Origin of the sequence: Pseudonocardia sp. HH130629-09 (assembly GCF_001294645.1) — a bacterium.
Classification (GTDB): domain Bacteria; phylum Actinomycetota; class Actinomycetes; order Mycobacteriales; family Pseudonocardiaceae; genus Pseudonocardia.
Genome location: NZ_CP011868.1, coordinates 548,603 through 574,255 on the forward strand (window position 1 = coordinate 548,603; position 25,653 = coordinate 574,255).

The window sequence follows — 25,653 nt, forward strand, 5'->3', positions numbered from 1 at the left end:
CGGCACCACCGCCGCGGCGACGACGTCGAGGCGCAGCTCGGAGGCGTGGATCACGACACCGTCCCCACGTGGCCCCGGCTCACCGCCGCAGCAGCCGCAGCAGCGTCGGCGGACGGCCGCCGAAGCCCTCGGCCTCGAGCACGACGAACAGCACCCGCGGCAGGTCGCGGACGGCGGGGAACAGCACGTAGCGCGGGTACCAGGTGGGACGGAACTTCGCGTTGAACCGGTAGAGCGAGTCGATCTGCCACCAGCGCGAGGCGATCCGCAGCACTCGGGCCCAGCCGCGGGCGACCGGTCCGGCACCGATCCGCTCGCCGCGCTCCAGGGCGGAGCGGAACATCGCGAAGTTCAGCGACACCCGCTTCACGCCGTGGTCCTTCGCGGCCGCCATCAGCTCGGCGATCATCAGCTCGTTGACGCCGTTGTCGGCGTCGGCGGAGCGGATCATGAGGTCCAGCGAGAGCCCGTCGCGGCCCCAGGGGACCAGCTGCAGCATCCCGGTCGGCTCGCCGTCGCGGAACGCGGTGACGATCACCGCGTCCGGGTCGGAGGGGTCCGCGACCCGCGAGGACGCCATCGAGAAACCGCGCTCGTCCTCCGCGCCGCGCCAGCGGTGCACGCGCTCGGCGATCCGCGTCCGCTCGGCCTCGTCGACGTCGCGCAGCCGCGTCACCTCGACGGTGTGCCCGCTGCGCTGCATCCGGTTGACGGTCTGGCGGACCCCGCGCATGGGGCGCCCGTCGAGGCTGAACGTCGCCGTCTCCAGCACCGCCTCGTCGCCCAGTTCCAGGGCGTCGAGACCGGCCTTGGCCCAGGCGGTCGCGCCGCGCTCGGAACAGCCCAGCACCGCGGGCGACCAGCCGTACCGGGTGCAGATGTCGAGGAAGGCCTCGATGGCGCCGGGCCACGCGCCGACGTCGCCGACGGGGTCGCCCGAGGCCAGCGCGACCCCGGCGAGCACCCGGTAGGACACCGCTGACTTCCCGCCGTGGGCGAACACCGCGGCCTTGTCACGGCGCAGGGCGAAGTAGCCCAGTGAGTCGCCGTCGCGCTGGTCGAGTAGGGCACGCAGACGCTCCTCGTCCTCGGGGGCGAGCGACGGGCGCGGCTCCGGTGAGCGCAGCAGGTGGTACCCGGCGACGACGAGCGCCACCACCCCGAAGGTCAGCCCGATCGCCGAGGTCAGGTCGTCGAGCCACACGGCGCGCTGCTCGAACTGGACCGGGCCGGTCACCCCGATCAGCGACAGCGCCGCGTGCGCGGCCTGCGCGGCGATCGACGGGTCGCCGACGAGCCGGCGCGGGTTGAGCGCGAGCAGCACCCCGACGATGAGGAAGCCGGACAGCCCGAACTGCAGCAGCGACCGGACCGACCGGCCCAGCCCGCCCGGGTCCTGCCGGGCGACGAAGTAGCGGCGCGTGGCGATCAGCGCCGCCAGCAGCGCGACGACGAGCACCGCGGGCCCGATGCCGCGCCGCTGGTCCAGCACGTGCAGCAGGTTGACCACGACGAGGAACGTCGTCGTCGCGGTCGCCACCCACCACGCGCGCTGCTTGCGCCGGCGCAGCCCGGTGGCCAGCAGCAGCAGGCCGACCCCGGCGAGTGCGGTCACGACCAGCGACGCCAGCCCCAGCCCCGCGGGCAGCCCCAGGGTGCTGCGCAGCTCGCCGCCGAGGATGCGCCGCGGCGCGGGCAGCACCGCCGCGACGACGGTCAGCGCACCGACGATCCGTGCCGCCCACACCACGGCGCGCACGACGGCGGCCTCGGACAGCCGTCGTCTGCGGGCCTCCGGGTCCGGCGTCGGGGCCGCTCCGCGGGTGGAGCGGACGTCCCCGCGCTCGTCCGTGGTGTCGCCGGGCGGACCGGAGTCCTCAGAGCCCGTCACGCGTTCCTCCTGTCGATCCCGTCCCCGGTGGCGATCCACCGGCGGCGTCCGAGCGGGCCACCGGACCCGGCAGCCGGGCGCCGAGCGCGTCCAGCTCCGCGGCGACGACGTCGGCCGGCAGGTTCCCCTGCGCCGCGGTCACCGACCCCGACGCTGGCGCCGGGCCCGGCAGCGGCGCGCCCGGGACCGGGTCATCCTGCGTCGCCGCGGTGCGCACGACGACCAGGTCCAACGGATCGGGCGAACCGGACCCGGGGTCCGGGCAGCCGTCGCCGCCGGGAGGTCCGGCCGCCGTCGCGACGTCGGCACGCTCGGCGAGCGCCCGGCCCAGTGCGCACCCCGGCGCGTCGGGCGGTCCGGCGAGGGCCCACGCGGCCCGGTCGGTCCACAGCACCATCACGGCCGGCATCCGTCCCGCGGTGACCGCGGCGTCGACGGCGGCGTCGACCGCGGCCGACCCGTCACGGGGCCCGGTCCACACCAGGACGGGGTGGGCGAGGTGGTCGTCGTAGCCGGGCGGGAGGTGCACGGGCACCTCGACGCCGTCGACGGTCGGCACGGTGTCCCGGCCGGGGCCGGTCACCGGCTGGACGGGCGGCGCCGGCAGGCCGCCGCGGTCCGGTCCGGCGGCCAGTGAGGCGGGCGTCGGGTAGAAGCCGAACCAGGCGTTCGTCGCGATCGCGACGGCGAGCACGACGAGTGCGACCACGGCCGGCAGGGCGGCCGCCCGCACCGCGGGGCGCCACCGGCCCCACCGGAGCACGAGCAGGACGAGGGCGAGCACGGCCGCGCCCGCGACGGCAGTGACGGTGACGGCCGACTCGAGCGGGAGGAGTGCGGTCCCGGCGAGCACCTCACCACGATTCCACGGCGGTCCCGGGGCCCCGGCGGCGGGACGATCCGTCCCCGTCGTCGGGAACGTCCTAGATCAAGTCCAGAACAGAGTGTCCCAAACATGCCGTCCGGGGTCGCCCGTGACGGGAACGTGATGCACCCAGCGTTGTCCCGCAGACGATCCCGTGGGGCCAGCTGGATGGCGGACGTCACACGGACGACGGGGAACGTGGTCCCCGCCGCATGCCGAGGCCGTTTCGGGCCGACCCCACCGGTGTTCGACAGCAATCGCACCGAGCCACGGAGGACAGCAGCATGATCACGAAGGACATGACCCGGGAGCTCATCGGTCGCCAGGTCGTCGACAACCACGGCGAGAAGGTCGGCAAGATCGGCCAGATCTACCTGGACGAGCGGAGCGGGGAGCCGACCTGGGCCACGGTCAACACCGGGCTGTTCGGCACCAAGGAGAGCTTCGTGCCGCTGCAGAACGCCGACGTGCACGACCTCGACGTCGCGCTGGGTGTGGAGAAGCAGGCCGTCAAGAACTCCCCGCACGTGGGCCGCTCCGACGAGCGCCTGACCGGTTCGGAGGAGGACGAGCTCTACCGTCACTACGGCATCGGCCAGGGCCGCACCGACGCCCGCCACGCCACCGGTGAGCGCACCGACCGCGACCGCACCGCCCGCACCGGCGGCGACGACGCGATCGTCCGGCACGAGGAGTACCTGCGCGTCGGCACCGAGACCGAGGAGACCGGTCGCGTCGCGCTGCGCAAGTACGTGGTGACCGAGGACCAGACCGTCACCGTCCCGGTGTCGCACGAGGAGGTCCGCCTCGAGCGCGAGCCGATCGACGGCACCGAGGCGACGGCCCGCCCGGGCGCCATCGGCGAGGCCGAGCAGGAGGTGATCTTGCACCGCGAGCGCCCGGTCGTCGACAAGACCACCGAGGCCGTCGAGAAGGTCCGCCTGGGCACCCGCACCGTCACCGAGGACGAGAAGGTCTCCGACACCGTCCGCAAGGAGCGCATCGAGGTCGACGACCCGCAGCACGCCCTGCCCCGCGACGAGCGCCGCAGCTGAGCGACGCACCGCGCCACCGGCGCGTCACCGGAGCCCGCACCCGGGCCCGGTGACGCGCCGGACCCATGTCCGGGCCGCCCGGGTACGTCACCGACGGTGTCCTGCGGGGATCAGGACGGGCTGCTGCTCCTGCTCGGATCCGGTGCGGGCGCCGGGACCGGGGAGGCGAGCAGCGCGAACGCCGTCCGGAGCGCGCCGGACGCCTCGGCGACCGCCTGCCGGGGCCGCGTCCCGATCCCGAGCGAGGTCGCGAAGCCGTGCACCAGGTCCGGGTGGCGGCGCAGCGTGGCCGGGACGCCCGCCTCCCGCATCCGGGTGACCAGGTGCTCGCCCTCGTCACGCAGCGGGTCGAACCCGGCGGTCGCGACGTAGGCCGGCGGCATCCCGGTCAGGTCGCCCTCGGCGATCCGCAGCCGTGGGTCGTCGCGCAGCGCCTCGGGGACGTACCAGCCGGCCATCGCCTCGATCGCCTCGCCGGTGAGCAGGAACCCGTCGCCGAACAGCTCGCGCGAGCGGGTGTGCCCCTCGAGCTCGGTGACGGGGAAGAACGCCAGGCAGAACACCGGACGTCCGGCCGGGTCGGCGCCGTAGCGGCTGGTCTCGCGGGCCACCGTGAGCGCCAGGCTCGCCCCGGCGGAGTCCCCGCCGACCGCGATCCGGCCCGGGGCCGCCCCGAACTCCTCCGGATGCGCCACGACGTGCGCGAAGGCGGCCAGACAGTCGTCGACGGCGGCCGGGAAGGGGTGCTCGGGCGCCAGCCGGTAGTCCACCGAGAGCACCCGGGCGCCGGACTCGGCGGCCAGCGTGGCGCACAGCTCGTCGTGGGTGTCCAGGTCGCCCGCGACGAAACCGCCGCCGTGCACGTAGACGAGCAGTGCGCCGTCGAGCACGTCCGGTCCGGGCGGGGGCACGTACAGCCGCGCCCGCAGGTCGGCGACCGCGCCGGGGACCGTCCGGTCCTCGCGGCGCACCCCCGGCTCGGCGGGCCCGGCGACGACGCGGTCGACGAACGACTGGCCGGCCCGCATCTGCTCCGGCGGCGGGACGGGCTGCGGCCGGCGCGGGGTGAGCAGCCGCAGCAGCAGCTGGATGTCGAGGTCGAGCTGCTGGCCGTCGCGGCGGACGGGCGGGCCCGCGATCACTCGCTTCACCGGCTTCGGCAGGGCCAGCACACCGCGCAGGGCTCCCCGTGCCACCCGCACCCGACGATCCACGGCGACCTCCCGCATCCACTCGATCTCCACCCCCGATTGTGGCACCGGGTGCCGTTGCGTGCCGCTGCGCGCGGCACGCATCACCCGCCGGTCGTCGCCGGATCGCAACCTCCGCCGTCCGTTCCTCCGCCGCCGGATCCTCGTTCAATCCAGTGGAGATCATCTACGGAGGGGACGTGCATGAGGACGAGGCTGCGTGCGACGGTCGTGGCGGGGGTGGTGGCGGTCGTCGCGGCGGTGGTCGCGGTGCCGCAGGCACTGGCCTCGCCGGACGGACCGGGAGCCGACGGGGAACCGGGTGACGTCGTGTCCGCGGAGCGGGTCCTCACCCCGACGGTGCCCGCCGCGACGGCGACCCGGATCCTCTACCGCAGCCTCGACACCGACGACCGCCCGGTCACGGTGAGCGGCATCGTCCTCACCCCGCTCGTCCCGGCGCCCGGGCCGGCCCGGGTCATCGGCTTCGCCGCGGGGACCCAGGGGCTCGCCGACCGCTGCGCGCCGTCGCGGCAGCTGCAGGCCGGCACCGAGTACGAGGCCCCGGCGATCGGTGCGCTGCTGAGCAGCGGCTACACCGTGGCCGTCACCGACTACGAGGGCCTGGGCACGCCCGGCGAGCACACCTACGTCAACCGGGCCGCCCAGGCGCACGCCCTGCTCGACGTCGCGCGTGCGGCCCAGCGGGCCGGTGTCGGCGTGCCGGAGGACGCCCCGACCGCGCTCTACGGCTACTCCCAGGGCGGCGGGGCGTCCGCCGCCGCGGTCGAGCTGGCCCCGGAGTACGCCCCCGAGCTGGACCTCGTCGGCGCCTACGCGGGCGCGCCCCCCGCGGACCTGCGCGCGACCGGCCGCGTCCTCGACAGCGGCCCCGCCTCCTTCCTGCTCGGTTACGCCGTCTCCGGGTTCGACGCCGCCTACCCCGACCTCGGCGTGCTGGACCTGCTGAACGACCGCGGCCGCCAGGTGATCGCCGAGCTGCGCGAGCAGTGCACCCCGGACTCGGCGCTGCGCTACCCGGGCCTGCGGTCCGAGCAGCTGTCCGCCGACGGGCGGCCGATCTCGGAGTTCCTCGACGAGGAGCCCTTCGCGAGCCGGGTGGACGAGCAGCTGATCGGGCGCCGTACGCCCGAGGCCCCGGTGCTCATCGTGCACAGCCTCACCGACGACATCGTGCCGTTCGACCAGGGTCGGGAGCTCGCCGAGCGCTGGTGCGACCAGGGTGCCGACGTCGAGTTCCGGCCGTCGCCCGTCCCGGGGCACCTCGGCGGTTACCCGGACGGCCAGGCCCGGGCGCTGGCGTTCCTACAGACCCGCTTCGCCGACCTGCCGACCGCGTCCACCTGCGACTGACCCATTGCTCGGGAGCACCTCCCGCCGTGGTCGACGTACTACGCAGCGGGGGGACTCGCGGCAAGCCCCCCGGGACGGCGCCGGACTCCGTGCCCGGCGCCGTGACCTGCGGCGTCGGAGGATGCAGGAGGGGGGTACGCGTGCGCCGGGTGACGGGCGGGGACGAGGCCTACCGGCAGCGCCGCGGCCTGGACCACCGCGCCGCCGCGATGGCGGTGGTGGTGCAGGGAGATGGTCGTACCGGATGTCTCCGGGGCACTGTTCACCGCCGACCTTGTGACCTCCGACCGCACCACTCGACCCGGACCCGTCCCTGGTCGCCGACCTGTCGACCACGCACACCGACTGATCGGGAAGGCGCGCGCGACGCGGCCGAGCGCACGGGGCTTCACGCCGTGTTCGCCGTCCTGGGGGCCGGGGCGGACATGGTGGCCTTTGTCCGGGTCCCCGGCCGTGTCGGGTGGGTAGGTGGCCGTGGTCCCGGCCTCGTGGGCCCACCGCCCTCCCGCGTCGCCCACCTCGATCGCTACGGGACGAGCAGGATCTTGCCCCCCCGGGTGCCCGAGCACCCGCCATCCCGCCATCCCGGCGTGACGCCGACACCGGGCCGTGACCCGGGTGGCGGACTCTCCCGCAGGAGCACGGGGCCGGCGGCCTGGTCGACCAGCTCCCGGGTCGGCCGCGCGTCGGACCCCGCCGCGTCCGGCGGCAGGGTCCGCTGCTCAACGGTGGGCTCCGCCGTCGTCGTGTCGCCGGTCGACGGAGCCGCGGATGCGCGACTCCCCGTGCCCGGACCACTCCTTCTCACGCAGCTCGAACTTCTGCACCTTGCCGGTGGAGGTCTTGGGCAGCTCGTCGACGATCTCGACGGTCTTCGGAGCCTTGTAGCGGGCGATCCTCGACTTCACGTGGTCGATCAGCTCCTGCGGCCCGGCGGAGCCGCGCCGCTTGAGCACGACGAACGCCTTCGGGACCTCGCCCCACTTCTCGTCCGGAACGCCGACGACCGCGGCCTCGAGCACCGCGTCGTGCGATACGACGGCCTGCTCGACCTCCACGGTGGAGATGTTCTCCCCGCCGGAGATGACGACGTCCTTGGCCCGGTCGCGCAGCTCGACGTAGCCGTCGGGGTGCACGACGCCGAGGTCGCCGGAGTGGAACCAGCCGCCGCGGAACGCCTCCTCGGTCCTGTCCGGGTCGCGGTGGTAGCCCTTCATGACGTTGTTGCCGCGCATGACGATCTCGCCCATGGCGGTGCCGTCGCGGGCGACGTCGATCATGTCCTTGTCGACGACGCGGACGCGGTCGGCGCAGATCATCCCGACGCCCTGACGGGCCTGCAGGATGGCGCGCTCCTCGGCGTCGAGGTCGTCCCAGGCGTGCTGGTACTGGTTCACCGAGTACGGGCCGTAGGTCTCGGTGAGACCGTAGACGTGCACGATCCGGAAGCCCATCCGCTCCATCTGCAAGATGGTGGTCGGGCTCGGCGGGGCGCCCGCGGTGGTGATCACCAACTGGTGGTCCACGGTGGCCGCCTCGGGCGCGTTCATGATCGTGGTGACGACGGTGGGTGCGCCGTTGAGATGGGTGACCCCGTGCTCGGCGATCAGGCCCCAGATGACGTTCCCGCGCACCTCACGCAGGCAGACGTGGGTGCCGCCGATCGCCGTCACGGCCCACGGGGTGCACCAGCCGTTGCAGTGAAACATCGGCAGTGTCCACAAGTACACCGAGTCCGGGCCGTGCGCGGAGTGCACGATCTCGCCGAACGAGTTCAGGTAGGCGCCGCGGTGGTGGTACTCCACGCCCTTCGGGTGCCCGGTGGTCCCGGACGTGTAGTTGATCGAGATCGTGCCGCGCTCGTCGTCGACGGCCCAGGGGAGGGGCTCGTCGGAGCCGCGGGCGAGCAGGTCGGCGTAGGGGACTCCGGAGCCGGTGCCGTCCCCGGGTGCGGCGGCGTCGACGACGGTGACGATCTCGGTGACGGTCTTCAGGTCGTCCGCGATCGGGCGCACGGTCTCGTAGAGGACCGCGTCCACGACGAGGATCTTCGCCGCGGAGTGGTCCAGGATGTAGCGGACCTCCTCGCTGGCGAGGCGGGTGTTGACCGCGACCAGCACCGCGCCCGCCAGCGGGACCGCGAAGTGCGCGACCAGCATCTCGGGCAGGTTCGGCAGCAGGTAGGCGACCCGGTCACCGGGCTGTACGCCGGAGGCATGCAGGGCGCGCGCGACGCGGGTGGCCTCGGCCGCGAACTCGGCGTAGGTGTGCCGTCGCTCACCGTAGACGATCGCCGTCTTGTCCCCGAACACGGCGGCCGACCGGCCGAGAAAGGCCAGCGGGGTCAGCGGGGTGGTCCAGACGTCGGCGGTCACGGTCGCCTCCCCCGCAGGTCAGCGAACGTGTCGACGCCGCTTCCTCGGCCGTTCACCGACACCAGCACACGCAGCCGGCCACGATGACGGGTCCGGTCGCCCGCTCCGCGCCATCGATCAGACATGGTGGGCCGCCAGCGGGATGTACTGCTGCGCGGAGTGGATGTCCCGATCGTTGACCGAGCCCTGCGGTACGGATCGTGGGTAGGAGATCTTCACCACCCGTAGTTCCGGGATCCGGAAGATCTTCACCGCCTCGGCAGGAGCTTCGTACACGCGCGAGATTCCCTCCGGTGTCAGCCATGAGGCGTCGGCGAGACGCTGGTAGGCGTCGTCGTCGGGGAGGAAGACGTCGATCGTCACCCAGAACGGGCCGGCGTTCTTGGAGCGAATCTTGGAAGCGAGTTCGCCGACCGTCGCGCCGGCGTCGGACGGCGTGGTCGTGGACTGCGGCGGAGGGGCGTTGACCATGTCAGTGATCCTTGATCTCGGTGCGGACGAGCTCGCGGGGCGAGTCGACCCGGACGACGTGCTGCAGGACGAACGAGTACAGCGGACCTCGCTCCATCTCGGCGGGGGAGGACATGAACGACCAGCTCGGCACCGAGTCCGTCCCGGGCAGGGCGTGATGGAGCAGAAAGGGGTTGGCGAACTTGGCGATCGTGGTTGCGGTGTCCTGGTCGGCTGCCGTGGCACAGAAGACGACACCGACTTCTCGGGGTGGACCCGGGTCCGGGTCGGCGTCACCGAGGACGGCGTTCGCACCGTAGGGGCGCACGTCGATGTCGTAGTGCCCCGGCTCGACACCGAGTGTGTCGGGAATGCGGTCGTTCAGATAAGTCATCAGCGACTTCAGCCAGTCGTCCAGCCGAGCGAGAACGGCGGGTTCACGGATGCCGACGATGCTCACCGTCTGCGCTCCGGCGGCTGCCGAGCCCTCCAGCTTCACGGTGTAGTCCTCGGCGAACTCGAACTCCGAACCGCGGACCAGTACCCGACGATCGTCCAACGCGGTGTACGTGGCGTTCGTGGTGACCAGTGTTCCGGCGGGCTCCCGCAGCCGGTACGGGTCGACGTTCTCGTAGAGCATGTGCGCCGACACCGTGTACGGGGTGGCCCGGTCATCCTCTGCGGTCGGTTCGACGACGAAGCCGTCGTCACCGATGTGGACGAGGACCCCACCGAGCACGGATCCGGTGGTGCACAGGTTCCCGCACTCGGCGATCTTGCTCGCGTGCCATGTCGGGCCGAACGGTTTGCCCCGAAGAAGGGGCAGTGCGGCGATGAGCGCACAGTCGGTCGCGCGGCCGGCCAGGATGATGTTCGCATCGGCCTGCAACGCCTCCGCGATCGGCTCGTGCCCCATCAAGCCGACCACGTGGGCGCAGCTGTCCAGGACGTCCGGCGTCAGCGGGGCCGCCGGTTCGAGCGGTACGACATCGCCGGCGGCCAGTCTGGCGTGCAGATGGGCCGGCCGGATCTCACTGTAGATCTTCGCGACCCGCCGTCCCCGAATCCCGTCCTCGGCGATGATCTCGGCCACCACGGATGCGACCCAGTCGACGCCGGCATCGGTACCCGACGTGCCACAGGACCCCACGATCACCGGTATGCCGGCCCGGGCAGCGGGCCCCAGCACCGCGCGCAGGTCGCGGCGGACGGCGGCGCGGGCGCTCTTCGCCTGCGCCGCGCCGAGGTAGAAGGGGCCGGAGTCGGTCGATCCGCCGTCGATCGCAATGGCGTCGGCACCCCGGGCGATCCCGCGCTCGATGGTGCCGGGTGGGAACCCGGCCCCCAGCATTCCGACGGGCACGAGCACTCGTACCGGGTCGGACACGTCGTCGGTCATGTTGTTGGCTCCTTCGAGCGACCCCATCCGCCCTGAGGCCGACGAGTGTCGGGTCGTGGATCAGTCGATGGTGAGTAGGAAGTCCATGACGTGGCTCAGGTGAGCGCGCATGGCGTCCTCGACCGCGTTGGGATCCCGGCGGCGTAGTGCGTCGAGGACATGCCGGTGGGCGATCACGCGGTGCTGGCGAATCTCGGGGTCCTGCTGCATTCGGGCCAGGGACCGGGCCCGACGCTCGGCGCCGAACAGCGAGGCGCCGACGATCATCTGGTCCAGCATCGGATTGTCGGCGACCGCAGTGAGGACCTCGTCGAACCGATGCGCCCTCCGTTGCTGATCCGCAGGGTCTTCGGTGGAGGGATTCTCGATCTCGTCCACGATCGCGGCCAGTTCCTCGACCGTCTCGTCGTCGATCCGGTCGGTCGCGAGCCTGGCCTGGGCAGCTCGCAGCACCACCTCCACGTGCATGAGACCGCGTAGGTCGCGGTCGGAATGCTCGGCGACCGCCAGGCGACGTGGGCCGAGGCGCACGATCAGCCGCTCGTGCTCCAGCTTGCGCAGCGCCTCACGGACCGGAGTGGGCGACACCCCCAGTCTGGCCGCCAGGCCACGTTCGGTCACCCGCTCTCCGGGCGCGAACACACCGGTTGCGATCCCCTCGCGCAAGACGTTGTAGGCGCGGTCGGCCAGCGACTCGACCTGGTCGAGCTTCTGTAGGTCCGCTGGTGTCGGCGTGCTCATGAGGTCTCCTCGACGTCCTGCGCCACTGGTTTTGCTATAGCTTAATCAGCTCGCTCCGATCGGGATCGCGCCGAGTGCCAGGGCGACGGCGAGCATCAGGACCGACAGGGCCACGGCCCACGGCAACCCCTTGCGCTGCAGCTCGCCGAGCGTGATGTCCAGCCGTCCCACCAGCAGGTACAAGGCCGGCACCAGCGGGCTGAGGACGTGCACCGGACCGGCGATGATCGCTGCCCGGCCGACCTCGGACGGGGTCAGGCCGTGCACCGCGCCGGCCTCCGCCAGCACCGGCACGACGCCGAAGTAGTAGGCGTCGTTGGAGAGCACGAACTTGAGCGGCAGGCTCAGCAGGCCGACGAGGACGCCGAAGCCTGCGCCCCAGGACTGTGGGAGGGCCGCCACGAGTGCCAGCCCCATGGCCTCGATCATCCCAGTACCCGACAGGACCCCGACGAAGACGGCGGCAGCGAAGATCAGTGACACCACCGGGATGACGGCCGGCGCGTAGCCGGTGATCTGCGCGGCCTGCTCCTTCGGCGACCGGTGGTTGACGACCAGGGCGATCGCGAACGCAACTGCGAACAGCACCCCCAACGGCCAGACCTCCAGCACGACCGCGGCCATCAGCGTCACGGTCAAGGCCACGTTGAACCAGAACAGCCGGCGATGCCGGACGGCCCGCTCCGGCACGATCTCCGGGGTGTCCCGGGACAGCCGCTGCGTCCCGACGGCCGGCGGCGCTGCGAGAGCGTCCGAGGCCGACCCGGCCACGACGCCGGTACCCGTTCGTGCTCCGGCGGTCCGAGCGCTCGACTGCAGTCGAGCGCGCTCCCGACGCCCCAGGACGTAAGCGAGGCCGAACATCGCGACCGCGGCGGCCGCCATGGACGGGACCATCGGCAGGAAGATCTCCGCCGGATCAACCTGCAGCGCCGCCGCCGCACGAGTGACTGGCCCACCCCAGGGTGTGATGTTCGTGCAGGCGATCGACAGCATGATCAGGACCCCGAGCACGACGCGGGACATTCCGAGCCGGTCGTAGAGCGCGAGAAAGGCGGCCGCGACGATGAGGATCGTCGACGACCCGTCACCGTCGAGCGACACCACCAGCGTCAGTGCGACCGTGCCGATGGCGATCCGGACCGGGTCGGCCCGGGAGAAGCGCAGGATCGCGCTCACGACCGGATCGAACAGCCCGACATCGATCATCAGGCTGAAGTACATGATGGCGAACACGAGCAGCAGTGCGGTCTGCGCGAGGGATTCGATGCCATCGACGACGAATCCGCCGAGGTCGGCCGCCTGTCCGGCGAGCAACCCGGCGGACAGCGGCAACACGATGAGGGCGGCGACCGGTGACATCCGCCCGGTCATGATCAACACGATGAACACGATGACCATGGCGAAGCCCAGGAAAGCGAGCACGAGGATCTCCCGTCGTTGGAAGGTGGAGGGATCATGCCATAGCAAATTTGCCACGGCAACGCTGTCCGTCTCGCTCACCGGGCGTCGTCACGGCCGCCACTCGATCCGGGCGGGTTCGAGCCGGCTCCGGGCTCGACGAGCGGCCCCGCGGTGCGGGCGGCGCGAACGGGTCCGGCCCTTCGTGGGGACCCTTCCCCCGCGGCTGGGGCCAGCCCTTGGAGTAGACGACCGAGGTCGCGAAACGGCGGGCGTTCGTGATCCTCGACGGCACCCTGCTGCACATCGACCGCGTGAGTATGACCTCGGGATACGGCCGCGCCTTCTGCAGTGGCAAGCACGAGGCCCGCGCCCTGAACGTGCAGGTCATCGCCGACCAGATCGGCAGGCTGGTGTGGATCTCTCCGCCGCTGTCCGGAGCGCGGCACGACATGGGCGCAGCCCGCGACCACGGCATCATCGACGCGTTCACCGCCCACGCTCGCCGCCGCGGACCCGGTGAACGAGCGAACGCCGAGCTGTCAACGGCGGGTTGGGAGTGACCCCGTAGCGACGGATTGGAACTGACCCCCGGCGTGGTGTGGTGATGGTCAGTCGTTGCTGGCGCGGTTGTGTTTGGCCAGGAGCTCGCGTCGGGCGCGGGTGCGGTAGGAGTCCCCGGACAGGGTCAGGACTTCGGCGTGGTGGACGAGGCGGTCGATCATGGCTGCGGCGACGACGTCGTCGGAGAAGGTCTCGCCCCAGCGGCCGAAGGGCAGATTGCTGGTGACCATGACGCTGCCTTGTTCATAGCGGGAAGCGATGAGCTGGAAGAACAGGTTCGCTGCGTCCTGGTCGAACGGGATGTAGCCGACCTCGTCGATGATGATCAGTTTGTAGCGGCGGATCTTCTTCAGCTCGGCCTCGAGCCGGCCGCTCTGGTGCGCGGCGGCGAGTCTGGTGATCCAGTTGCTGGCGGTGTCGAACAGGACCGAGTAGCCGGCGTGGGCGGCTTTGACGCCGAGCCCGATCGCGAGGTGGGTCTTCCCGATCCCGGGCGGGCCGAGCAGGATCACGTTCTCGCACTTGGCGACGAACGTGCTCGTGGCCAGGTGGGCCAGGATGTCGCGGCGCAGCGAGGGCAGATGGTCGAGGTTGAAGTCCTCCAAGGTCTTGACCTGGGGGAAGTGCGCGGTGCGGATCCGCATGACCGTGCCCTTGGACTCGCGGTCGGCGACCTGGCGCTGCAGCAGCGCGCCCAGATACTCCTCGTGCGACCAGTTCTCCTCACGGGCCTGGGCGGCAAGCTGTTCCCAGCTGGCCGCGATGGTCGGGGTCTTCAGGACCCGGGTCAGGTAGGCGATCATCGCCGGCAGTCCGTCGGGGACCGCGGCCAGCACCGGACCGGCCGGCCCCGAGCTCCCAGCGGGGTCGGTGGTGATCTTCGGTGGTGTGGTTGTCATGAGCTGCTCGCTTCCTCGGCAGTGGAGACGAAGTCGACACCGAACAGGGCGTCGTAGTCGGGCAGTGCGCGCAGGGTCACCGGGTGGCCGTCGAGGTGACGGCGTGCTGCGGCCTGTCGGGTGTTGCGGTCGTGGGCCAGGGCGCGGCGCATCGCCGCGGCGGTGTGCTGGTGCGCCGGGTCGGTGATCACCGCGTGGCGGGCCCAGCTGCGGTCGTGACGGGCGACGACCTGGCCGGCGCAGTAGACGACGACCTCGCGCGGTGAGGCGGCGACATCGACGAACCGGCCGATCATCTGCGGATCCACGGAGTAGTCGTTGGCATCGACGCGGACGTAGTAGTCCCGTGCCAGCCGGATCCGCTGGGCCAGCCCGATCGGCGGGTCCAGCGGCGGCAGCGGAGTCATCGCCGCGTAGTCGTGGGCGAGCACGTCCACCGGGCGGCCGCCGATCGCTCGGACGGTGCGGGTGTTGGCCCGGGCCAGCCAGTCGTCGATCTGGTGGTTGAAGTCGGCTGGGGAGGCGAAGCGACGTCCGGGCAGGAACGAGGTCTCGAAGTAGCCGTTGTTGCGTTCGACCAGCCCCTTGAACTCCGGATCCCGCGGTGGGGCAAGCCGGATCCGGGTGGCCAGAGTGCCGGCGAACGCAGCGGCCGGTGCCGAGACCCGCCCGGTCCCGCCGATCGCAGACTCCCGGTCCCAGACCAGCGTGCGGGTCACCCGCCCGACGTCGCTGATCAGCTGCCACATCCCGGACAGGATGTCCCCGGCCTGGCGCGAGGGGATCATCGTCGCGGACAAGAACCGCGAGTAGCCCAGCGTCATCACCAGCACCGGTAGGACCCGTTCCTGGCCTGGGCCGACGGGGATCGTGGTCTCGGGGAACCACAGGTCGCACTGGGTGATCTCGCCCGGTGCGTAGGCGACCCGGTCGACCGGGTCGATCCCGACATACTCGGGGCGGATCTGGCGGATCCGGTCCTTGAGCACGGTCAGCGAGTGCTCCCACCCGATCCGCTCTGCGATCACCGTGGCCGGCATGCGTGGGAACTGCGCCAGCAATGCCCGCACCTGCGGCTCGACCGCATCCGCCAGCGATCCCCGCGGGCCCCGTTCCCGCTTCGGCGGGCCCGGCGCCCGCAACGCGGAGCGCACCGTGTTGCGGGCCACCCCCAGCCGGCGGGCGATCTCCTTGATCGGGACACCCTCGGCCCGATGCAGACGACGGATCTCGGCCCAGTCCTCCACCGACAACACCCCCTCAGCGTCGTGCAGAGGGGGTCAATCCCAAGCCGACGCTAGGGGGTCAGTCTGAGCCCGTCGTCGACACGAGCTGACGAACTGGTGGGTCCGGCGGAAGATCCGATCCGGTCCGAACGCCGCCGACGAGCTCATCGCCGCAGTTCAGACTCTCATGATCGCCAACGCATGATCAGGTTGGCACAGGCTCATCGAGACGGTCGGGCTGTACTCGTCGGCCCCGGTGCGCAGCAGGTCGGCGCGGACGCGACTGCGTTCCCGTGTCGAATGGCGTGCCGATCCGATGCTCGGCGTACCGGCGGGAGGTTTCGGCCGGTCGGACTCGTGGGAGAAGTCCTGCACGCCGATCCCGAGTGAGAGGACGCCCGGCTCGTGCACGATCTGCACCGGTTCCCCGTCCAGCACACCGAACGTCGTCCGCAGGCTCTCGTGTCGCTCCACCACGAGGGCGAACGCGCGTTCGAGCCGTGCGGGGTCGACCGGGCCGTAGAGGTCGAGCAGATCGCTGCGGTTGAACGCTTCCGCCTGCACCGCTGTCCGTTCGATGTCCAGCAGCAAGAGCCGCGGCAGAGCCGGTTCGTAGGTCCGGCACCGCCGATGCTCGTGATGGTCTCGACCGCGCTCTGGGCGCGGAGGCACCAGCGCCGCGAGCGCGCCGATCGTCGGCCGGGCGAACAGCATCTCCGGCCCCAGCTCCACGCCCAGCTGACTGCGCACCTGGGACAGGATCTGGATCGCCCGCAGCGAGTTGCCTCCGAGGTCGAAGAACCGGTCGGAGACCCCGATGCCGCCGCGACCCAGCACCTGCTCCCAGATCTCGGTCAGCTGCTTCTCGGCGTCGGTCACCGGCTGGCCGGTGTTCGACCGACTGGGCCGCTGGACGCCCGTCGTGCAGGAGCCGCTGCATCCCGTCCAGGTCAACTTAGGCGTGATGGGTGAGGGTCCAGCCGTTCCTGTGCCCGCGACCAGGTCAGCGGTTCCGCACGGAGATCTCGACCCAGCTCACAACTTGCCATGTTGGCAAGTGAAGTCCAAGCTTGCCAACATGGCAAGTACTACCGGCTCCGGTTCGCCGCCGGAATCGACAGTGTTCGACGAGGTCATCCACTCACTGAGCCTTTCCCAGTAGGTGCTGGTTGATCATGTGGTTCGGTCGTGCTCGACGTGGAGCAGGACGAGCGCGGCGGCGGTGATCGCGCCGATCCGCCAGGGGCAGAAGCTGACCCGGCGTAGCGCCTTGAAGGTGGTCTTGAGCAGGGAGTTCCCGCGTTCGGCCACAGCCCTGACGGCGGAGTGCAGCGTGTTGACGGTGCGTTTGTCCACCGACAGTCCGCCGCCGGTGGGGGTCTTGAACGGGCAGGTCAGGCGGGTGTTCTCACCCTCGTAGCCGAGGTCGGCGAGCACGACGTGGGTGTCGTCGGTCCAGCCCTCGATCGCGTCGAGCAGGCCGGGGTGACCGCGGGCGCAGGTGGTGTCGTGCTCGCGGCCCGGGCGCACCGGGGAGGTCCACAACGGCCACCCGTCAGGCGCGGTGAGGACCTGAACGTTCCCGCCGTGGACGTGGTGCTTACCCGACCACCACAGATCCACTCCCGGGGTCGGTCCGGGAGTGCGGGAGCGGTCAGTGTGGATCACGGTGCCGTCGAGGTGAACGTGGGTGTGCCCGGCGGTGCGGGCCGCGAGCAGCGCGCCGGGCAGTCCAGGCGCGGCGGCGGCCAGAACGTCGATGCCTTCGTGCAGGTAGCGGTAGGTACTCGACAGGCTCAGCTGGTTGTCGGCGGCGAGCTGGGCGACCCGGGTCGCGTCGAGGAACCAGCGCAGCACCAGCACCGCGTGGCGGTCACAGTCCAGCGCCCGACGCCCGCGCCGGGTCCCGCGCCGGAGGCGTTCCTCGGCCAACAGCCGCGACAACATGGACGCGGTGGGCTCCCCGATCGGGAGCACGGCGGTGTAGGTGACAGGATCGGGCACGCGGGACCTCGGTGGTGAGTCGATCTTTGAGCGGACCGATCTCTTCTACTGGGGTCCCGCACCCTCGTTGAGCACCTCCACGCCCCCGGCGTGTCGCCGCCAGCCGCTCCCCACTACTGGGAAAGGCTCACTGATCCGGTTGCAGGTCTGTGCCATCCTCGCCGCCGCCGATTCGCTGAGATTCGCAGAAGTGCAGGCAGAACTGGGCATCACCGACTCGCATCTGTCGAAGAATGTGCGTGTGCTGGCGGATGCTGGATACGTCGATCAGTTGAAGCATGCTGAACAGGTGGGCGACCGTCAGCGACCGGTGACAGTGAGCCTTTTTCAACCTGACCAGCGAGCTTCTGCGTCAGGAGATCGCGAAGGTTGCAGCGCAACTGCTCTGACCACAGCTGCACAGGTCACCGGCTCGCTAGCTCGGCGTCTGCACCCACACAACCAGGCCCCTGAGCTGCCGGAACGGCAGGTTGAAAAAGGCTCAGTGCTGACTCTGACGCTGCAGGGCCGAACCGCCTATCGGCAACACGCTGCATGGCTTGACCATCTCACTCGAGGTCGCGGGTCTTCGTAGGCCGTCACCCCGCCAGGACAAGGAGGCACGATGCCCACCCTGAACGACGCACTGGATGCGACCCTCTCCGCGGAAGCCTTGGAGGCTTCGATCGTCCATGCCGTCGCAGGCATCCAGACGACCGACAACGCCTACGTCAGCCCACGTGACGGTGTGGCCCACTCACGCACCCGTTTCGAGATGCCCGATCTCGACGGCTCCGACACCGGGAGCCGCGCGGAGACCGTCGCCCGTCACGGCGCGCTTCACACCCGTGCCGCAGACAGCGACGAGTGGGTGACACTCGACATGCCTCGACCAGTCCTCGGGTCGTTGGCTTTCCTGACTCTCCTGTATGGGGCAGAGCTCGAACGGTTCACGTCCGCCGAGAACGCGACGATCGAGGTGGAGATCTCCGCATCCCGCGCAATCGAGCGAGTACCGGATGAGCTGCGCAGCACTCTCGAGGGCATCCTTGCCGGTCCGATACAGGAAGAGTCCGGGCCCGCTACCGCAGTTGCGGAATGACCGGAGGGTAGCGGGACAAGGGTGGTGAAACGCGTTTTGCGCTCGACAAGTGTCGCGATCGTCTTGCCACACATGGGAGCCGTGGATCAGGTCTCCTTCCGCAAGGGTGTGTTTGAGACGATCAACTTGTGGGTGTGAACCTGCGGCGTTGCTGTCGAGTGGCGGGGCCTTCCCGGGCGAGTCGGCGGGTTATGGTGTTGATCGCGGCTCAGCTGATCATGGCCTCGTGCCGTCCACTGCCCGGCGCGCAGCAGAACGAGCTGCAGCGGGAGCGTGGTCAGCGCGACGACCGCGGCCAGCGCCAGCAGCGCCGCACGCCAGCCGAGGTGGGGCGCGAGCACGCCGGCCAGCGGGATGAAGATCGTCGCGGCCAGCCCGCCGAGCAGGGTGACGACGGCGACCGCGCGGGCACGGGAGGCTCCTCGAACCAGGCTGCGGTGAGCGCGAACGCGGGTTCGTAGAGGGTCGCCGACATAGCGACCCCGGCCGCGGCGAAGACGAGTCGAAGGCGGGCGATCGTGATCGTGTAGAGCGCCGAGTCGGCCTGCCGGTCACCGTGGACCCCGGCGCGTCCGGAGACCGGGCGAAGATGGGGATGGTGTTCGTGCACACCGTCCTCGACGATCACTCGCGCATCGCTTATGCCGAGATCCACGACGACGAAACAGCCGCCACCACCGTCGTGCTGCGCGTGCGGTTGCCTGGTTCGCCGCCTGCGAGGTCACCACCTGCCGGGTCCTGTCGTGCGCGGGGGAGGTGGTGCTGGTGTCCGAGGCGGCGCTCACCCTGCGGGGTGGCGCACTGTCGCCCGCGGCCGCCCGGCCACCGAGCGGGTCGGGCGTGAGGGGCTGCAACGGGCGGGAGGTGCGTTCACCGACGAGCATCTGACGACGCCGACATGTCGGTCGATTGGATCGTCGCCTCTACCATGTGTCGGTTGCGCACGGCGCACGCCGTCTTCGTTGGGTCGGCGAGGCCTGTCCGAGCCACAGGTCGACATGGGAGGGTCGGGATGACGGCCCCTCCGGCCCCTCCGGGCTCTTCACCCGTCGTGGGCGCCGGTCCCGTGAATCACCACATGACGGGGAGTCTCTCGAGCCCGAAGATCGCTTTGTGTCCGGCCCAGGCGACATCATCGTCGTCGACGGCCAGTCGGAGTTTCGGAAACCGGCGCAGCAGCGCCGGGAACGCGACCTTCATCTCCATCCGGGCCAATGGGGCGCCCAGGCAGTGATGGATGCCGTGCCCGAACGCGACGTGGTTGGTCGATGGGCGGGTGATGTCGAGGCGTCCGGGTTGCTCGGTGATCTCGGGGTCGCGGTTCGCGGCGGGCAGGTGGAACAAGACGAGCTCTCCGCGACGGATCGTCGTACCGCCGATCTCCACGTCCCGTGCGGCCAGGCGTGGCGAGCCGGAGTTGACGATCGACAGCCAGCGCAGCAGCTCCTCGACGGCGGCGGGCACGGCCTCGGGTTCGTCACGGACCAGGGCGAGCTGCTCGGGGTGGCGCAGCAGTGCGAGGGTGCCGAGGCTGAGCATGTTGGAGGTGGTCTCGTGGCCGGCGACCAGCAGTAGGTTGGCGACGCCGACGAGCTCGGCGTCGGTGAGGGTTTCGGCGTGCTCGCGGATCAGCATCCCGATCAGGTCCTCGCCGGGGTCGCGTCGGGCGCGGGAGACGAGGTCCTGCATGTAGGCCAGCGCTTCGGCGGCGAGCGTGACCCGCTCCTGTTCACCTGTGGTGGTGTCGAGCTGGCTGGCGGTGCGGGTCTGGAATTCTGCCTGGTCGGTCGGTGGCACGCCGAGTAGCTCGCAGATGACCAGGGACGGGATGGGGAGCGCGTAGTGGGTGACCAGGTCGGCGGGCGGGCCGGTTCGTGCGAGCGCGTCGAGATGGTCGTCGACGATCTGCGCGATGCGCGGTTCGAGGCGGCGCATCCGGCGCACTGTGAACTCGGGGGTGAGTAGACGGCGTAGCCGGGTGTGGTCGGGCGGGTCGAGCGAGAGCAGGTTGCCGCTGCGGTCTCCGGAGAGCTGGCGGGGGTCGCGGCCGGGGGAGCCTTCCAGGTCGGCGGGGGTCCACCCGTTACGGAAGGAATCGGCGTCGCCGAGCATTCGGCGGACGTCGGCGTGGCGGGTCAGCATCCACGCCTGCGGGCCGAACGGGGTCGGCACGCGGCGCAGGGGCTGGTCGCGCAGCGCCTCTGCGGCGGGGGCGGGCCCGAAGTCGGTGCGTTGCAGGTCGAGGTCGGCGGTGGTCACGAGTGGTCCTCTCGGACGGGGTTGGTGGCGGGTCGACGCGGGATCGCGGCGGTGATTGCGACGGCGACGAGGGCGGAGCCGGCGCCGAGCAGCATCACGACGAGGAAGGCGGCCTCGGACGGGACGGCGACGCCGTCCACGGTTGTCGTCATGCGGGCCAGCAGCACACCCGCGACGGCGCCGGCAGTGGACAGCCCGATGGCGCGCATCAGGTTGTTGAGGCTGTTGGCGGCCGCGGTCTGTGTGACCGGCACAGCCGCCATGACCAGAGCGGGCATGGCCCCGTAGGCGAGGCCGACCCCGGAGCTGATGACGACCGAGCTGAGCACGAGCTGCCAGATCGCGGTGTGGAACGCCGCTCCCAGCCCGTACCCGGTGGCCACGACGACTGCGCCGATCATCAGCGTGGTCCGCGGGCCCCGAGCGGCGCTGATCCGCGCCGAGATCGGCGACATCGCCATCATGCAGAGTCCCCCGGGGGCCAGGACCAGCCCGGCGACCAGGATCGACTGCCCCAGCCCGTAGCCGGTCTCCTTCGGCAGTTGCAACAGCTGTGGGAACACCAGCGACATGGCGAACATCGAGAAGCCGAACACGGCCGAGGCGATGTTGGTGAGCAGCAGCGGCCGGCGACGGCTGACCCGCAGGTCGATCAACGGGTCGGGGGTGCGCAGCTCACGCAGGCCGAACCCGACGAGCGCGACGGCGGCGGCCCCGGCCAACGACAGCGTCACCGCCCCGGCCCAGCCCGGGTCACCACCCTTCGACACGGCCAGCAGCAGCGTGACCAGCGCGACCGAGAGCAGCAGTGCCCCGGGCAGATCGAATCGGCCGCCGGTGCGCTGAGGCGACTCCGGCACCAGGCTCCCGACGAGGGCGGTGACGAGGGTCCCCAGCGCGGCGGCTGTCCAGAACAGTGCGTGCCAGTCTGCGGCCTGCACGACCAGTGCCGAGAGCGGCAGGCCCAGTGCGCCGCCGACGCCGAGCGAGGCGCTCATCGTCGCGGTGCCCGACCCGACCCGCTCGGCCGGTAGCAGGTCGCGCATCAGGCTGATGCCCAAGGGGACGACGCCCGCGGCGAGTCCCTGCAGCGCCCGGCCCACGACGAGCGGAACCAGGGAGGTGCTGAGCGCGGCGACGACCGAGCCGGAGACCAGCACACCCAGACACCAGGAGCATGCGGCGCTTGCCGACCATATCGGCGAGCCGGCCCACGACAGGGACCGCGACCGCGCCCGCGAGCAGGGTGGCGGTGACGATCCATGCGGTATCGGCCGGGTCTGCGCCGAGTAGCCGCGGGAACAGCGGGACCAGCGGGATCACCACGGTCTGCTGCAGCGAGACCACGATGCCGGCCGCGGCGAGGACGGCGACCAGCGCCGGGGCGCGTTCGCCGGGGACGGGCCCTCCCGGCGGGGAGCCGGGCGCCGTGACGGGACGGGTCATGCGATGGACGCTAAGTCAATCAATTGACTGAATCAAGTGCGGGGAGTTGACTGTTGGTGGCGAGGGAGAGGTCATGAGCAGAGTGGACCGGCAGTACGTGGACCGGGCGGGGGTGACCCGCGAACGCATCCTGGACGCGGCGGAGCGGCTCTTCGCCGAGCATGGGGTGCGTGCGGTGTCGAACCGTTCCGTCGCCGAGGCGGCGGGGCAGGGCAACAACACCGTCGTCGGCTACCACTTCGGCACGAAGGCCGACCTTGTGCGGGCGCTGATTCGGCGGCATGCCGCAGAGATGGACGCGCGGCGCGAGGCGATGGTGGCTGCTCTCGGTTCCGCGCCGGACGTGCGTAGGTGGGTGGACTGCCTTGTGCGTCCGGTCGCCGAGCACCTCGCCGAGCGGGGGGCGCCGACCTGGTACGCCCGATTCGGGGCGCAGATCATGACCGATCCCGGGCTCCGCGAAATCATGGTGAGGGAATCGCTCGGGTCCCGGTCGCTGACCACCGTTCTCGACGGTCTGAACGCGGCACTGCCGACACTCCCACCCGAGGTGCGACTCGAACGCGGCGACATCTGCCGGCAATTGCTCGTGCATCATTTCGCGGAGCGGGAGAGGGCACTGGCGGAGGGGCTGCCCACCCCACGGTCATCCTGGGACGGAGCCGCCACCGGCCTCGTCGACGCGCTGGTGGGGATCTGGACAGCGCCGGTGAGTTCCACGATGCGGGCCGACTAGAGATGCACGTGCGGGAACTGCCTGTTGCCGCCCGTCGCCGGTGGTCGCCGAGGCGGTTCCGATGGACCGGCGACTGCGGACAGCAGAGGCCCAGAGCCCGTGACACGGGGGATGTGTCGCCAGACGGGTCGAGCACTCCACCGTCGACAGTGACGTCCTCGAACGGGTCCTCTCCCCGCGCAGCGACGTGATCGTCGTGGTACCAATCCGGCAGTAGCACTGGTGCTCAGCGTGCCGACGGGTCCGGTCCGCTCCGCGGAGCCGTCCGGTGATCATGGGATCAGTTGCGAGACAGACGCGTGTAGCGGGCCCTGTGCTGGTCGGCGGAGCCGAACTCGTACTCGATCGCGGTGAGCCGCTTGAAGTAGTGCCCGACCGCGAGCTCCTGGGTCATCCCCATCCCGCCGTGCAGCTGGACCGCGCTCTGCCCCACGAACCGCGCCGCGCGGCTCACCGTCACCTTGGCGGCGGACACGGCCCGCGCCCGCTCGGCCGGCTCCGAGCCCAGCCGCAGCGTCGCCAGGTAGGTGGCCGAGACTGCCTGCTCCACCTCCATGTGCATGTCGACCATCCGGTGCTGCAGCGCCTGGAACGACCCGATCGGCTGCCCGAACTGCCGGCGCTCCCGCGCGTAGGCGACGGTGTCGGCGAGCACCGTCCGCAGGCATCCGACCGCCTCGGCGCACACCGCGGCGACCGCCTCGTCGAGTGCGGGCGCGAGCAGGTCCCAGCCGCGGTCCTCCACGCCGAGCAGCGCGGTGGCGGGCAGCCGGACGTCGTCGAACACGAGGTCCGCGGCGTGCCGGTCGTCGACGGTCCGGAAGGGGGCGATCCGCAGCCCGGCCGGCGGGTCGTCGACGTCGACCGGCACGGCGAACAGCGAGATCCCGTCGAGCCCGCGCCGCCCGCCCGAGGTGCGGGCGCTGACGAGCAGGTGGGTGGCCTGCGGCACCCCGGGGACGACGACCTTCGCGCCGCTCAGCACCCAGCCGCCGCCCGAGCGGCGGGCCGTGAGCGACACGTCGTGCGCGGTGTGCCCCGATCCCGGCTCGGCCAGCGCCGGTGCGATGCGGACCGAGCCGGCGGCGACACCTTTCAGCACGTCGGTCGCGCCCGCGCGGCCGAACACGCCGCCACCGAGCACCACCGTGTCCACATAGGGCTCGACGACGAGCGCGCGGCCGAGCTGCTCCGCGACGACCATGACCTCGACCGGGCCGCCGCCCGAGCCACCGGCGTCCTCCGGCAGTGCCGCGCCGAGGATCCCGAGGTCGTCGGCGAACGCCTGCCAGATCGCGGGCTGCCACCCGGCGTCCGACCCGGCGATCTCGCGGCTGCGCGCGAGGTCGTAGCGGGCCGCGAGGAAACCGGCGAGCGTGTCGCGGAGCTGTTCCTGCTCCGAGGTCAACTGGAAGTCCATCTAGAGCCCCAAAGCCGCCTTCGCGATGATGTTGCGCTGGATCTCGTTGCTGCCCGCGTAGATCGTCCCGGCTCGGTCGTTGAGGTAGCGCAGCGGCGCGACCGCCTGCCACTCCTCGCCGCTGAGGTAGCCGTCCGCCGGTGGGACGAAGCCCGCGACCGGGCCGCCGGGTCGGGTCGCGTGCGGCTGGTAGGCGTGCCCGCGCGGGCCGGCGGCCTCCAGCAGCAGCTCGGTCAGGGTCTGGCTGAGTTCGGTGCCGAGGATCTTCAGCATCGACGACGCCGTCCCCGGGTTGCCGCCCTCGGCCGCCGTCGAGAGGACCCGGAACTCCAGGATCTCGAAGACGTCGATCCGGATGCGGGCTTCGGCCAGCTTCGCCGCGAAGTCCGGTGAGTCGATCAGCGGGCGCCCGTCCGGGCCTGGCTGACCGCTCGCGGCGCGCGCCACCTCCCCGACCGTCACCTGCAGCCCGGGCGCGACCGCCGCGCCGCCCCGCTCGAACTCGAGCAGGTACTTCGCGACGGTCCAGCCGTCGTCGACCGAGCCGATCACGTTCGACAGCGGCACCCGCACCCCGTCGAAGAACTCCTGGTTCTGGATCTGCTCCCCGGAGGTCATGACCAGCGGCCGGACCTCGATGCCCGGCGAGGTCATGTCGATCAGGAGGAACGTGATGCCCTGCTGCTTCTTCCCGGTCCGGCTCGTCCGGACCAGGCAGAACATCCAGTTCGCCTCGTGGGCGTGGGTGGTCCAGATCTTGCTGCCGGTGCAGACGAGGTCGTCGCCGTCGACGACGGCGGACATCGACAGGGAGGCGAGGTCGGAGCCCGCCTCCGGCTCGGAGTACCCCTGGCAGAAGAAGATCTCGCCGCTCAGGATCCGGGGGAGGAAGTACGCCTGCTGCTCGGGCGTCCCGAACTCGACGATCACGTGGGCGACCTGCGAGATCCCCATCGGCGACAACGGCGGCGCTCCGGCGAGGACCGACTCGCGGGAGAAGATGTAGTGCTGGGTGAGCGTCCAGTCGCAGCCGCCGTGCTCCACCGGCCAGGCCGGGGCGGCCCAGCCGCGCTCGTGGAGGACCGCCTGCCACCGCATGCTCGCCTCGTGGTCGGCGTACACGCTCGTCATCAGCCGGCCGGCCCGGCGCAGGTCCGGGGTGAGCTTCTCGTCGAGGAACGCGCGGACCTCGTCCCGGAAGGCGAGATCGGCCGCTGACCACTGGAGATCCATCTCTGCTGCGCCACTCCCTCGCTCGCCGGTGCCCCCGCAACCTA

General features: G+C 71.3%; 21 protein-coding genes and 3 pseudogenes. 8 read left to right on the forward strand and 16 right to left on the reverse strand.

All coding sequences use genetic code 11. From position 1 onward, the window contains the following. Nucleotides 1-79 precede the first annotated feature (79 nt). Nucleotides 80-1,777, reverse strand: coding sequence for a GNAT family N-acetyltransferase (locus tag XF36_RS02600; RefSeq protein ID WP_060714358.1), 1,698 nt, complete (start codon nucleotides 1,775-1,777; stop codon nucleotides 80-82). 100 nt (nucleotides 1,778-1,877) lie between these two features. After that, complete coding sequence (locus tag XF36_RS02605; RefSeq protein ID WP_060710735.1) at nucleotides 1,878-2,744, reverse strand: hypothetical protein; 867 nt, start codon at nucleotides 2,742-2,744, stop codon at nucleotides 1,878-1,880. A 296-nt stretch (nucleotides 2,745-3,040) separates the two neighbouring features. Here XF36_RS02605 and XF36_RS02610 point away from each other — a divergent pair, with 296 nt between their 5' ends. After that, nucleotides 3,041-3,811 (forward strand): DUF2382 domain-containing protein, encoded by a 771-nt coding sequence (locus XF36_RS02610; RefSeq protein ID WP_060710736.1) that lies wholly within the window; start codon nucleotides 3,041-3,043, stop codon nucleotides 3,809-3,811. A gap of 110 nt (nucleotides 3,812-3,921) precedes the next feature. On the opposite strand, the gene XF36_RS02615 is transcribed toward XF36_RS02610, so the two are convergent. Further along, nucleotides 3,922-5,040: an alpha/beta hydrolase gene (locus XF36_RS02615; protein WP_064485540.1), complete on the reverse strand. Its 1,119-nt coding sequence runs from the start codon at nucleotides 5,038-5,040 to the stop codon at nucleotides 3,922-3,924. Nucleotides 5,041-5,205: 165 nt separating this feature from the next. Between XF36_RS02615 and XF36_RS02620 the strand changes: the two genes are divergently transcribed. Then, entirely contained in the window at nucleotides 5,206-6,375 is a 1,170-nt protein-coding gene (locus XF36_RS02620; protein WP_060710738.1) for a lipase family protein, read from the forward strand. Between the two features lie 722 nt (nucleotides 6,376-7,097). On the opposite strand, the gene XF36_RS02625 is transcribed toward XF36_RS02620, so the two are convergent. The 5 genes from XF36_RS02625 to XF36_RS02645 form a co-directional block, all read right to left on the reverse strand. Continuing rightward, on the reverse strand, nucleotides 7,098-8,750 hold the full coding sequence (locus XF36_RS02625; RefSeq protein WP_060710739.1) for an acyl--CoA ligase family protein: 1,653 nt from the start codon (nucleotides 8,748-8,750) through the stop codon (nucleotides 7,098-7,100). A gap of 117 nt (nucleotides 8,751-8,867) precedes the next feature. Continuing rightward, nucleotides 8,868-9,221: a DUF4387 domain-containing protein gene (locus XF36_RS02630; RefSeq protein WP_060710740.1), complete on the reverse strand. Its 354-nt coding sequence runs from the start codon at nucleotides 9,219-9,221 to the stop codon at nucleotides 8,868-8,870. Between the two features lies 1 nt (nucleotide 9,222). After that, nucleotides 9,223-10,599 (reverse strand): acyclic terpene utilization AtuA family protein, encoded by a 1,377-nt coding sequence (locus XF36_RS02635; protein WP_060714359.1) that lies wholly within the window; start codon nucleotides 10,597-10,599, stop codon nucleotides 9,223-9,225. Nucleotides 10,600-10,659: 60 nt separating this feature from the next. Continuing rightward, the gene (locus tag XF36_RS02640) at nucleotides 10,660-11,340 is read right to left on the reverse strand and encodes a GntR family transcriptional regulator (protein WP_060710741.1); all 681 of its coding nucleotides are present in this window, start codon (nucleotides 11,338-11,340) and stop codon (nucleotides 10,660-10,662) included. 45 nt (nucleotides 11,341-11,385) lie between these two features. Beyond that, nucleotides 11,386-12,843 carry a CitMHS family transporter gene (locus tag XF36_RS02645; protein WP_202968467.1) on the reverse strand — a complete coding sequence of 486 codons (1,458 nt, stop codon included), beginning with the start codon at nucleotides 12,841-12,843 and terminating at the stop codon, nucleotides 11,386-11,388. 158 nt (nucleotides 12,844-13,001) lie between these two features. Here XF36_RS02645 and XF36_RS02650 point away from each other — a divergent pair. Next, nucleotides 13,002-13,235, forward strand: a pseudogene (locus tag XF36_RS02650) (transposase family protein); the annotation flags it as partial. A gap of 117 nt (nucleotides 13,236-13,352) precedes the next feature. Here the strand turns inward: XF36_RS02650 and istB are convergent. The 4 genes from istB to XF36_RS02670 all read right to left on the reverse strand — a co-directional run bounded on the left by istB (nucleotide 13,353) and on the right by XF36_RS02670 (nucleotide 17,377). Next, nucleotides 13,353-14,204 carry an IS21-like element helper ATPase IstB gene (gene istB / locus XF36_RS02655; protein ID WP_060713594.1) on the reverse strand — a complete coding sequence of 284 codons (852 nt, stop codon included), beginning with the start codon at nucleotides 14,202-14,204 and terminating at the stop codon, nucleotides 13,353-13,355. Continuing rightward, nucleotides 14,201-15,460: an IS21 family transposase gene (gene istA / locus XF36_RS02660; protein ID WP_145981219.1), complete on the reverse strand. Its 1,260-nt coding sequence runs from the start codon at nucleotides 15,458-15,460 to the stop codon at nucleotides 14,201-14,203. Before istA ends, istB begins: the two co-directional genes overlap by 4 nt. Before the next feature lie 147 nt (nucleotides 15,461-15,607). Then, on the reverse strand, nucleotides 15,608-16,309 hold the full coding sequence (locus XF36_RS02665; protein ID WP_060710744.1) for a phosphopantetheine-binding protein: 702 nt from the start codon (nucleotides 16,307-16,309) through the stop codon (nucleotides 15,608-15,610). Nucleotides 16,310-16,603: 294 nt separating this feature from the next. Beyond that, nucleotides 16,604-17,377, reverse strand: coding sequence for an HARBI1 family protein (locus tag XF36_RS02670; RefSeq protein WP_060714360.1), 774 nt, complete (start codon nucleotides 17,375-17,377; stop codon nucleotides 16,604-16,606). A gap of 247 nt (nucleotides 17,378-17,624) precedes the next feature. Here XF36_RS02670 and XF36_RS35420 point away from each other — a divergent pair, with 247 nt between their 5' ends. The 4 genes and pseudogenes from XF36_RS35420 to XF36_RS29890 form a co-directional block, all read left to right on the forward strand. Further along, a complete protein-coding gene (locus XF36_RS35420) occupies nucleotides 17,625-18,008 on the forward strand; it encodes a hypothetical protein (RefSeq protein WP_414706228.1) in 384 nt (127 codons plus the stop codon). A gap of 30 nt (nucleotides 18,009-18,038) precedes the next feature. Next, the gene (locus XF36_RS02675) at nucleotides 18,039-18,515 is read left to right on the forward strand and encodes a hypothetical protein (protein WP_060710745.1); all 477 of its coding nucleotides are present in this window, start codon (nucleotides 18,039-18,041) and stop codon (nucleotides 18,513-18,515) included. A gap of 197 nt (nucleotides 18,516-18,712) precedes the next feature. Continuing rightward, complete coding sequence (locus XF36_RS32110; protein WP_168169447.1) at nucleotides 18,713-18,976, forward strand: hypothetical protein; 264 nt, start codon at nucleotides 18,713-18,715, stop codon at nucleotides 18,974-18,976. 125 nt (nucleotides 18,977-19,101) lie between these two features. Beyond that, nucleotides 19,102-19,268 (forward strand): annotated as a pseudogene (locus XF36_RS29890) (IS481 family transposase); the annotation flags it as partial. 318 nt (nucleotides 19,269-19,586) lie between these two features. Here XF36_RS29890 and XF36_RS02685 read toward each other — a convergent pair. Together XF36_RS02685 and XF36_RS02690 are read right to left on the reverse strand one after the other, a co-directional pair. After that, on the reverse strand, nucleotides 19,587-20,774 hold the full coding sequence (locus XF36_RS02685; protein WP_060710747.1) for a cytochrome P450: 1,188 nt from the start codon (nucleotides 20,772-20,774) through the stop codon (nucleotides 19,587-19,589). Continuing rightward, nucleotides 20,771-22,220: pseudogene (locus XF36_RS02690) on the reverse strand (MFS transporter). Before XF36_RS02690 ends, XF36_RS02685 begins: the two are co-directional and overlap by 4 nt. Nucleotides 22,221-22,293: 73 nt before the next feature. Here XF36_RS02690 and XF36_RS02695 point away from each other — a divergent pair. Further along, complete coding sequence (locus XF36_RS02695) at nucleotides 22,294-22,956, forward strand: TetR/AcrR family transcriptional regulator (protein ID WP_060710748.1); 663 nt, start codon at nucleotides 22,294-22,296, stop codon at nucleotides 22,954-22,956. Between the two features lie 280 nt (nucleotides 22,957-23,236). Here the strand turns inward: XF36_RS02695 and XF36_RS02700 are convergent, their stop codons facing one another. Together XF36_RS02700 and XF36_RS02705 are read right to left on the reverse strand one after the other, a co-directional pair. After that, nucleotides 23,237-24,376 (reverse strand): acyl-CoA dehydrogenase family protein, encoded by a 1,140-nt coding sequence (locus XF36_RS02700; RefSeq protein WP_060710749.1) that lies wholly within the window; start codon nucleotides 24,374-24,376, stop codon nucleotides 23,237-23,239. After that, the gene (locus XF36_RS02705) at nucleotides 24,377-25,609 is read right to left on the reverse strand and encodes an acyl-CoA dehydrogenase family protein (protein WP_060710750.1); all 1,233 of its coding nucleotides are present in this window, start codon (nucleotides 25,607-25,609) and stop codon (nucleotides 24,377-24,379) included. Nucleotides 25,610-25,653 lie beyond the last annotated feature (44 nt).

Coding starts and splice junctions, on each gene's coding strand:
- XF36_RS02670 (WP_060714360.1), bottom strand. CDS start 17,377: ATGTTGTCGCGGCTGTTGGCCGAGGAACGCCTCCGGCGCGGGACCCGG.
- XF36_RS02635 (WP_060714359.1), bottom strand. CDS start 10,599: ATGACCGACGACGTGTCCGACCCGGTACGAGTGCTCGTGCCCGTCGGA.
- XF36_RS02640 (WP_060710741.1), bottom strand. CDS start 11,340: ATGAGCACGCCGACACCAGCGGACCTACAGAAGCTCGACCAGGTCGAG.
- XF36_RS02675 (WP_060710745.1), top strand. CDS start 18,039: ATGCCCACCCTGAACGACGCACTGGATGCGACCCTCTCCGCGGAAGCC.
- XF36_RS02705 (WP_060710750.1), bottom strand. CDS start 25,609: ATGGATCTCCAGTGGTCAGCGGCCGATCTCGCCTTCCGGGACGAGGTC.
- XF36_RS02695 (WP_060710748.1), top strand. CDS start 22,294: ATGAGCAGAGTGGACCGGCAGTACGTGGACCGGGCGGGGGTGACCCGC.
- XF36_RS02630 (WP_060710740.1), bottom strand. CDS start 9,221: ATGGTCAACGCCCCTCCGCCGCAGTCCACGACCACGCCGTCCGACGCC.
- XF36_RS02610 (WP_060710736.1), top strand. CDS start 3,041: ATGATCACGAAGGACATGACCCGGGAGCTCATCGGTCGCCAGGTCGTC.
- XF36_RS02620 (WP_060710738.1), top strand. CDS start 5,206: ATGAGGACGAGGCTGCGTGCGACGGTCGTGGCGGGGGTGGTGGCGGTC.
- XF36_RS02615 (WP_064485540.1), bottom strand. CDS start 5,040: ATGCGGGAGGTCGCCGTGGATCGTCGGGTGCGGGTGGCACGGGGAGCC.
- XF36_RS02700 (WP_060710749.1), bottom strand. CDS start 24,376: ATGGACTTCCAGTTGACCTCGGAGCAGGAACAGCTCCGCGACACGCTC.
- istB (WP_060713594.1), bottom strand. CDS start 14,204: ATGACAACCACACCACCGAAGATCACCACCGACCCCGCTGGGAGCTCG.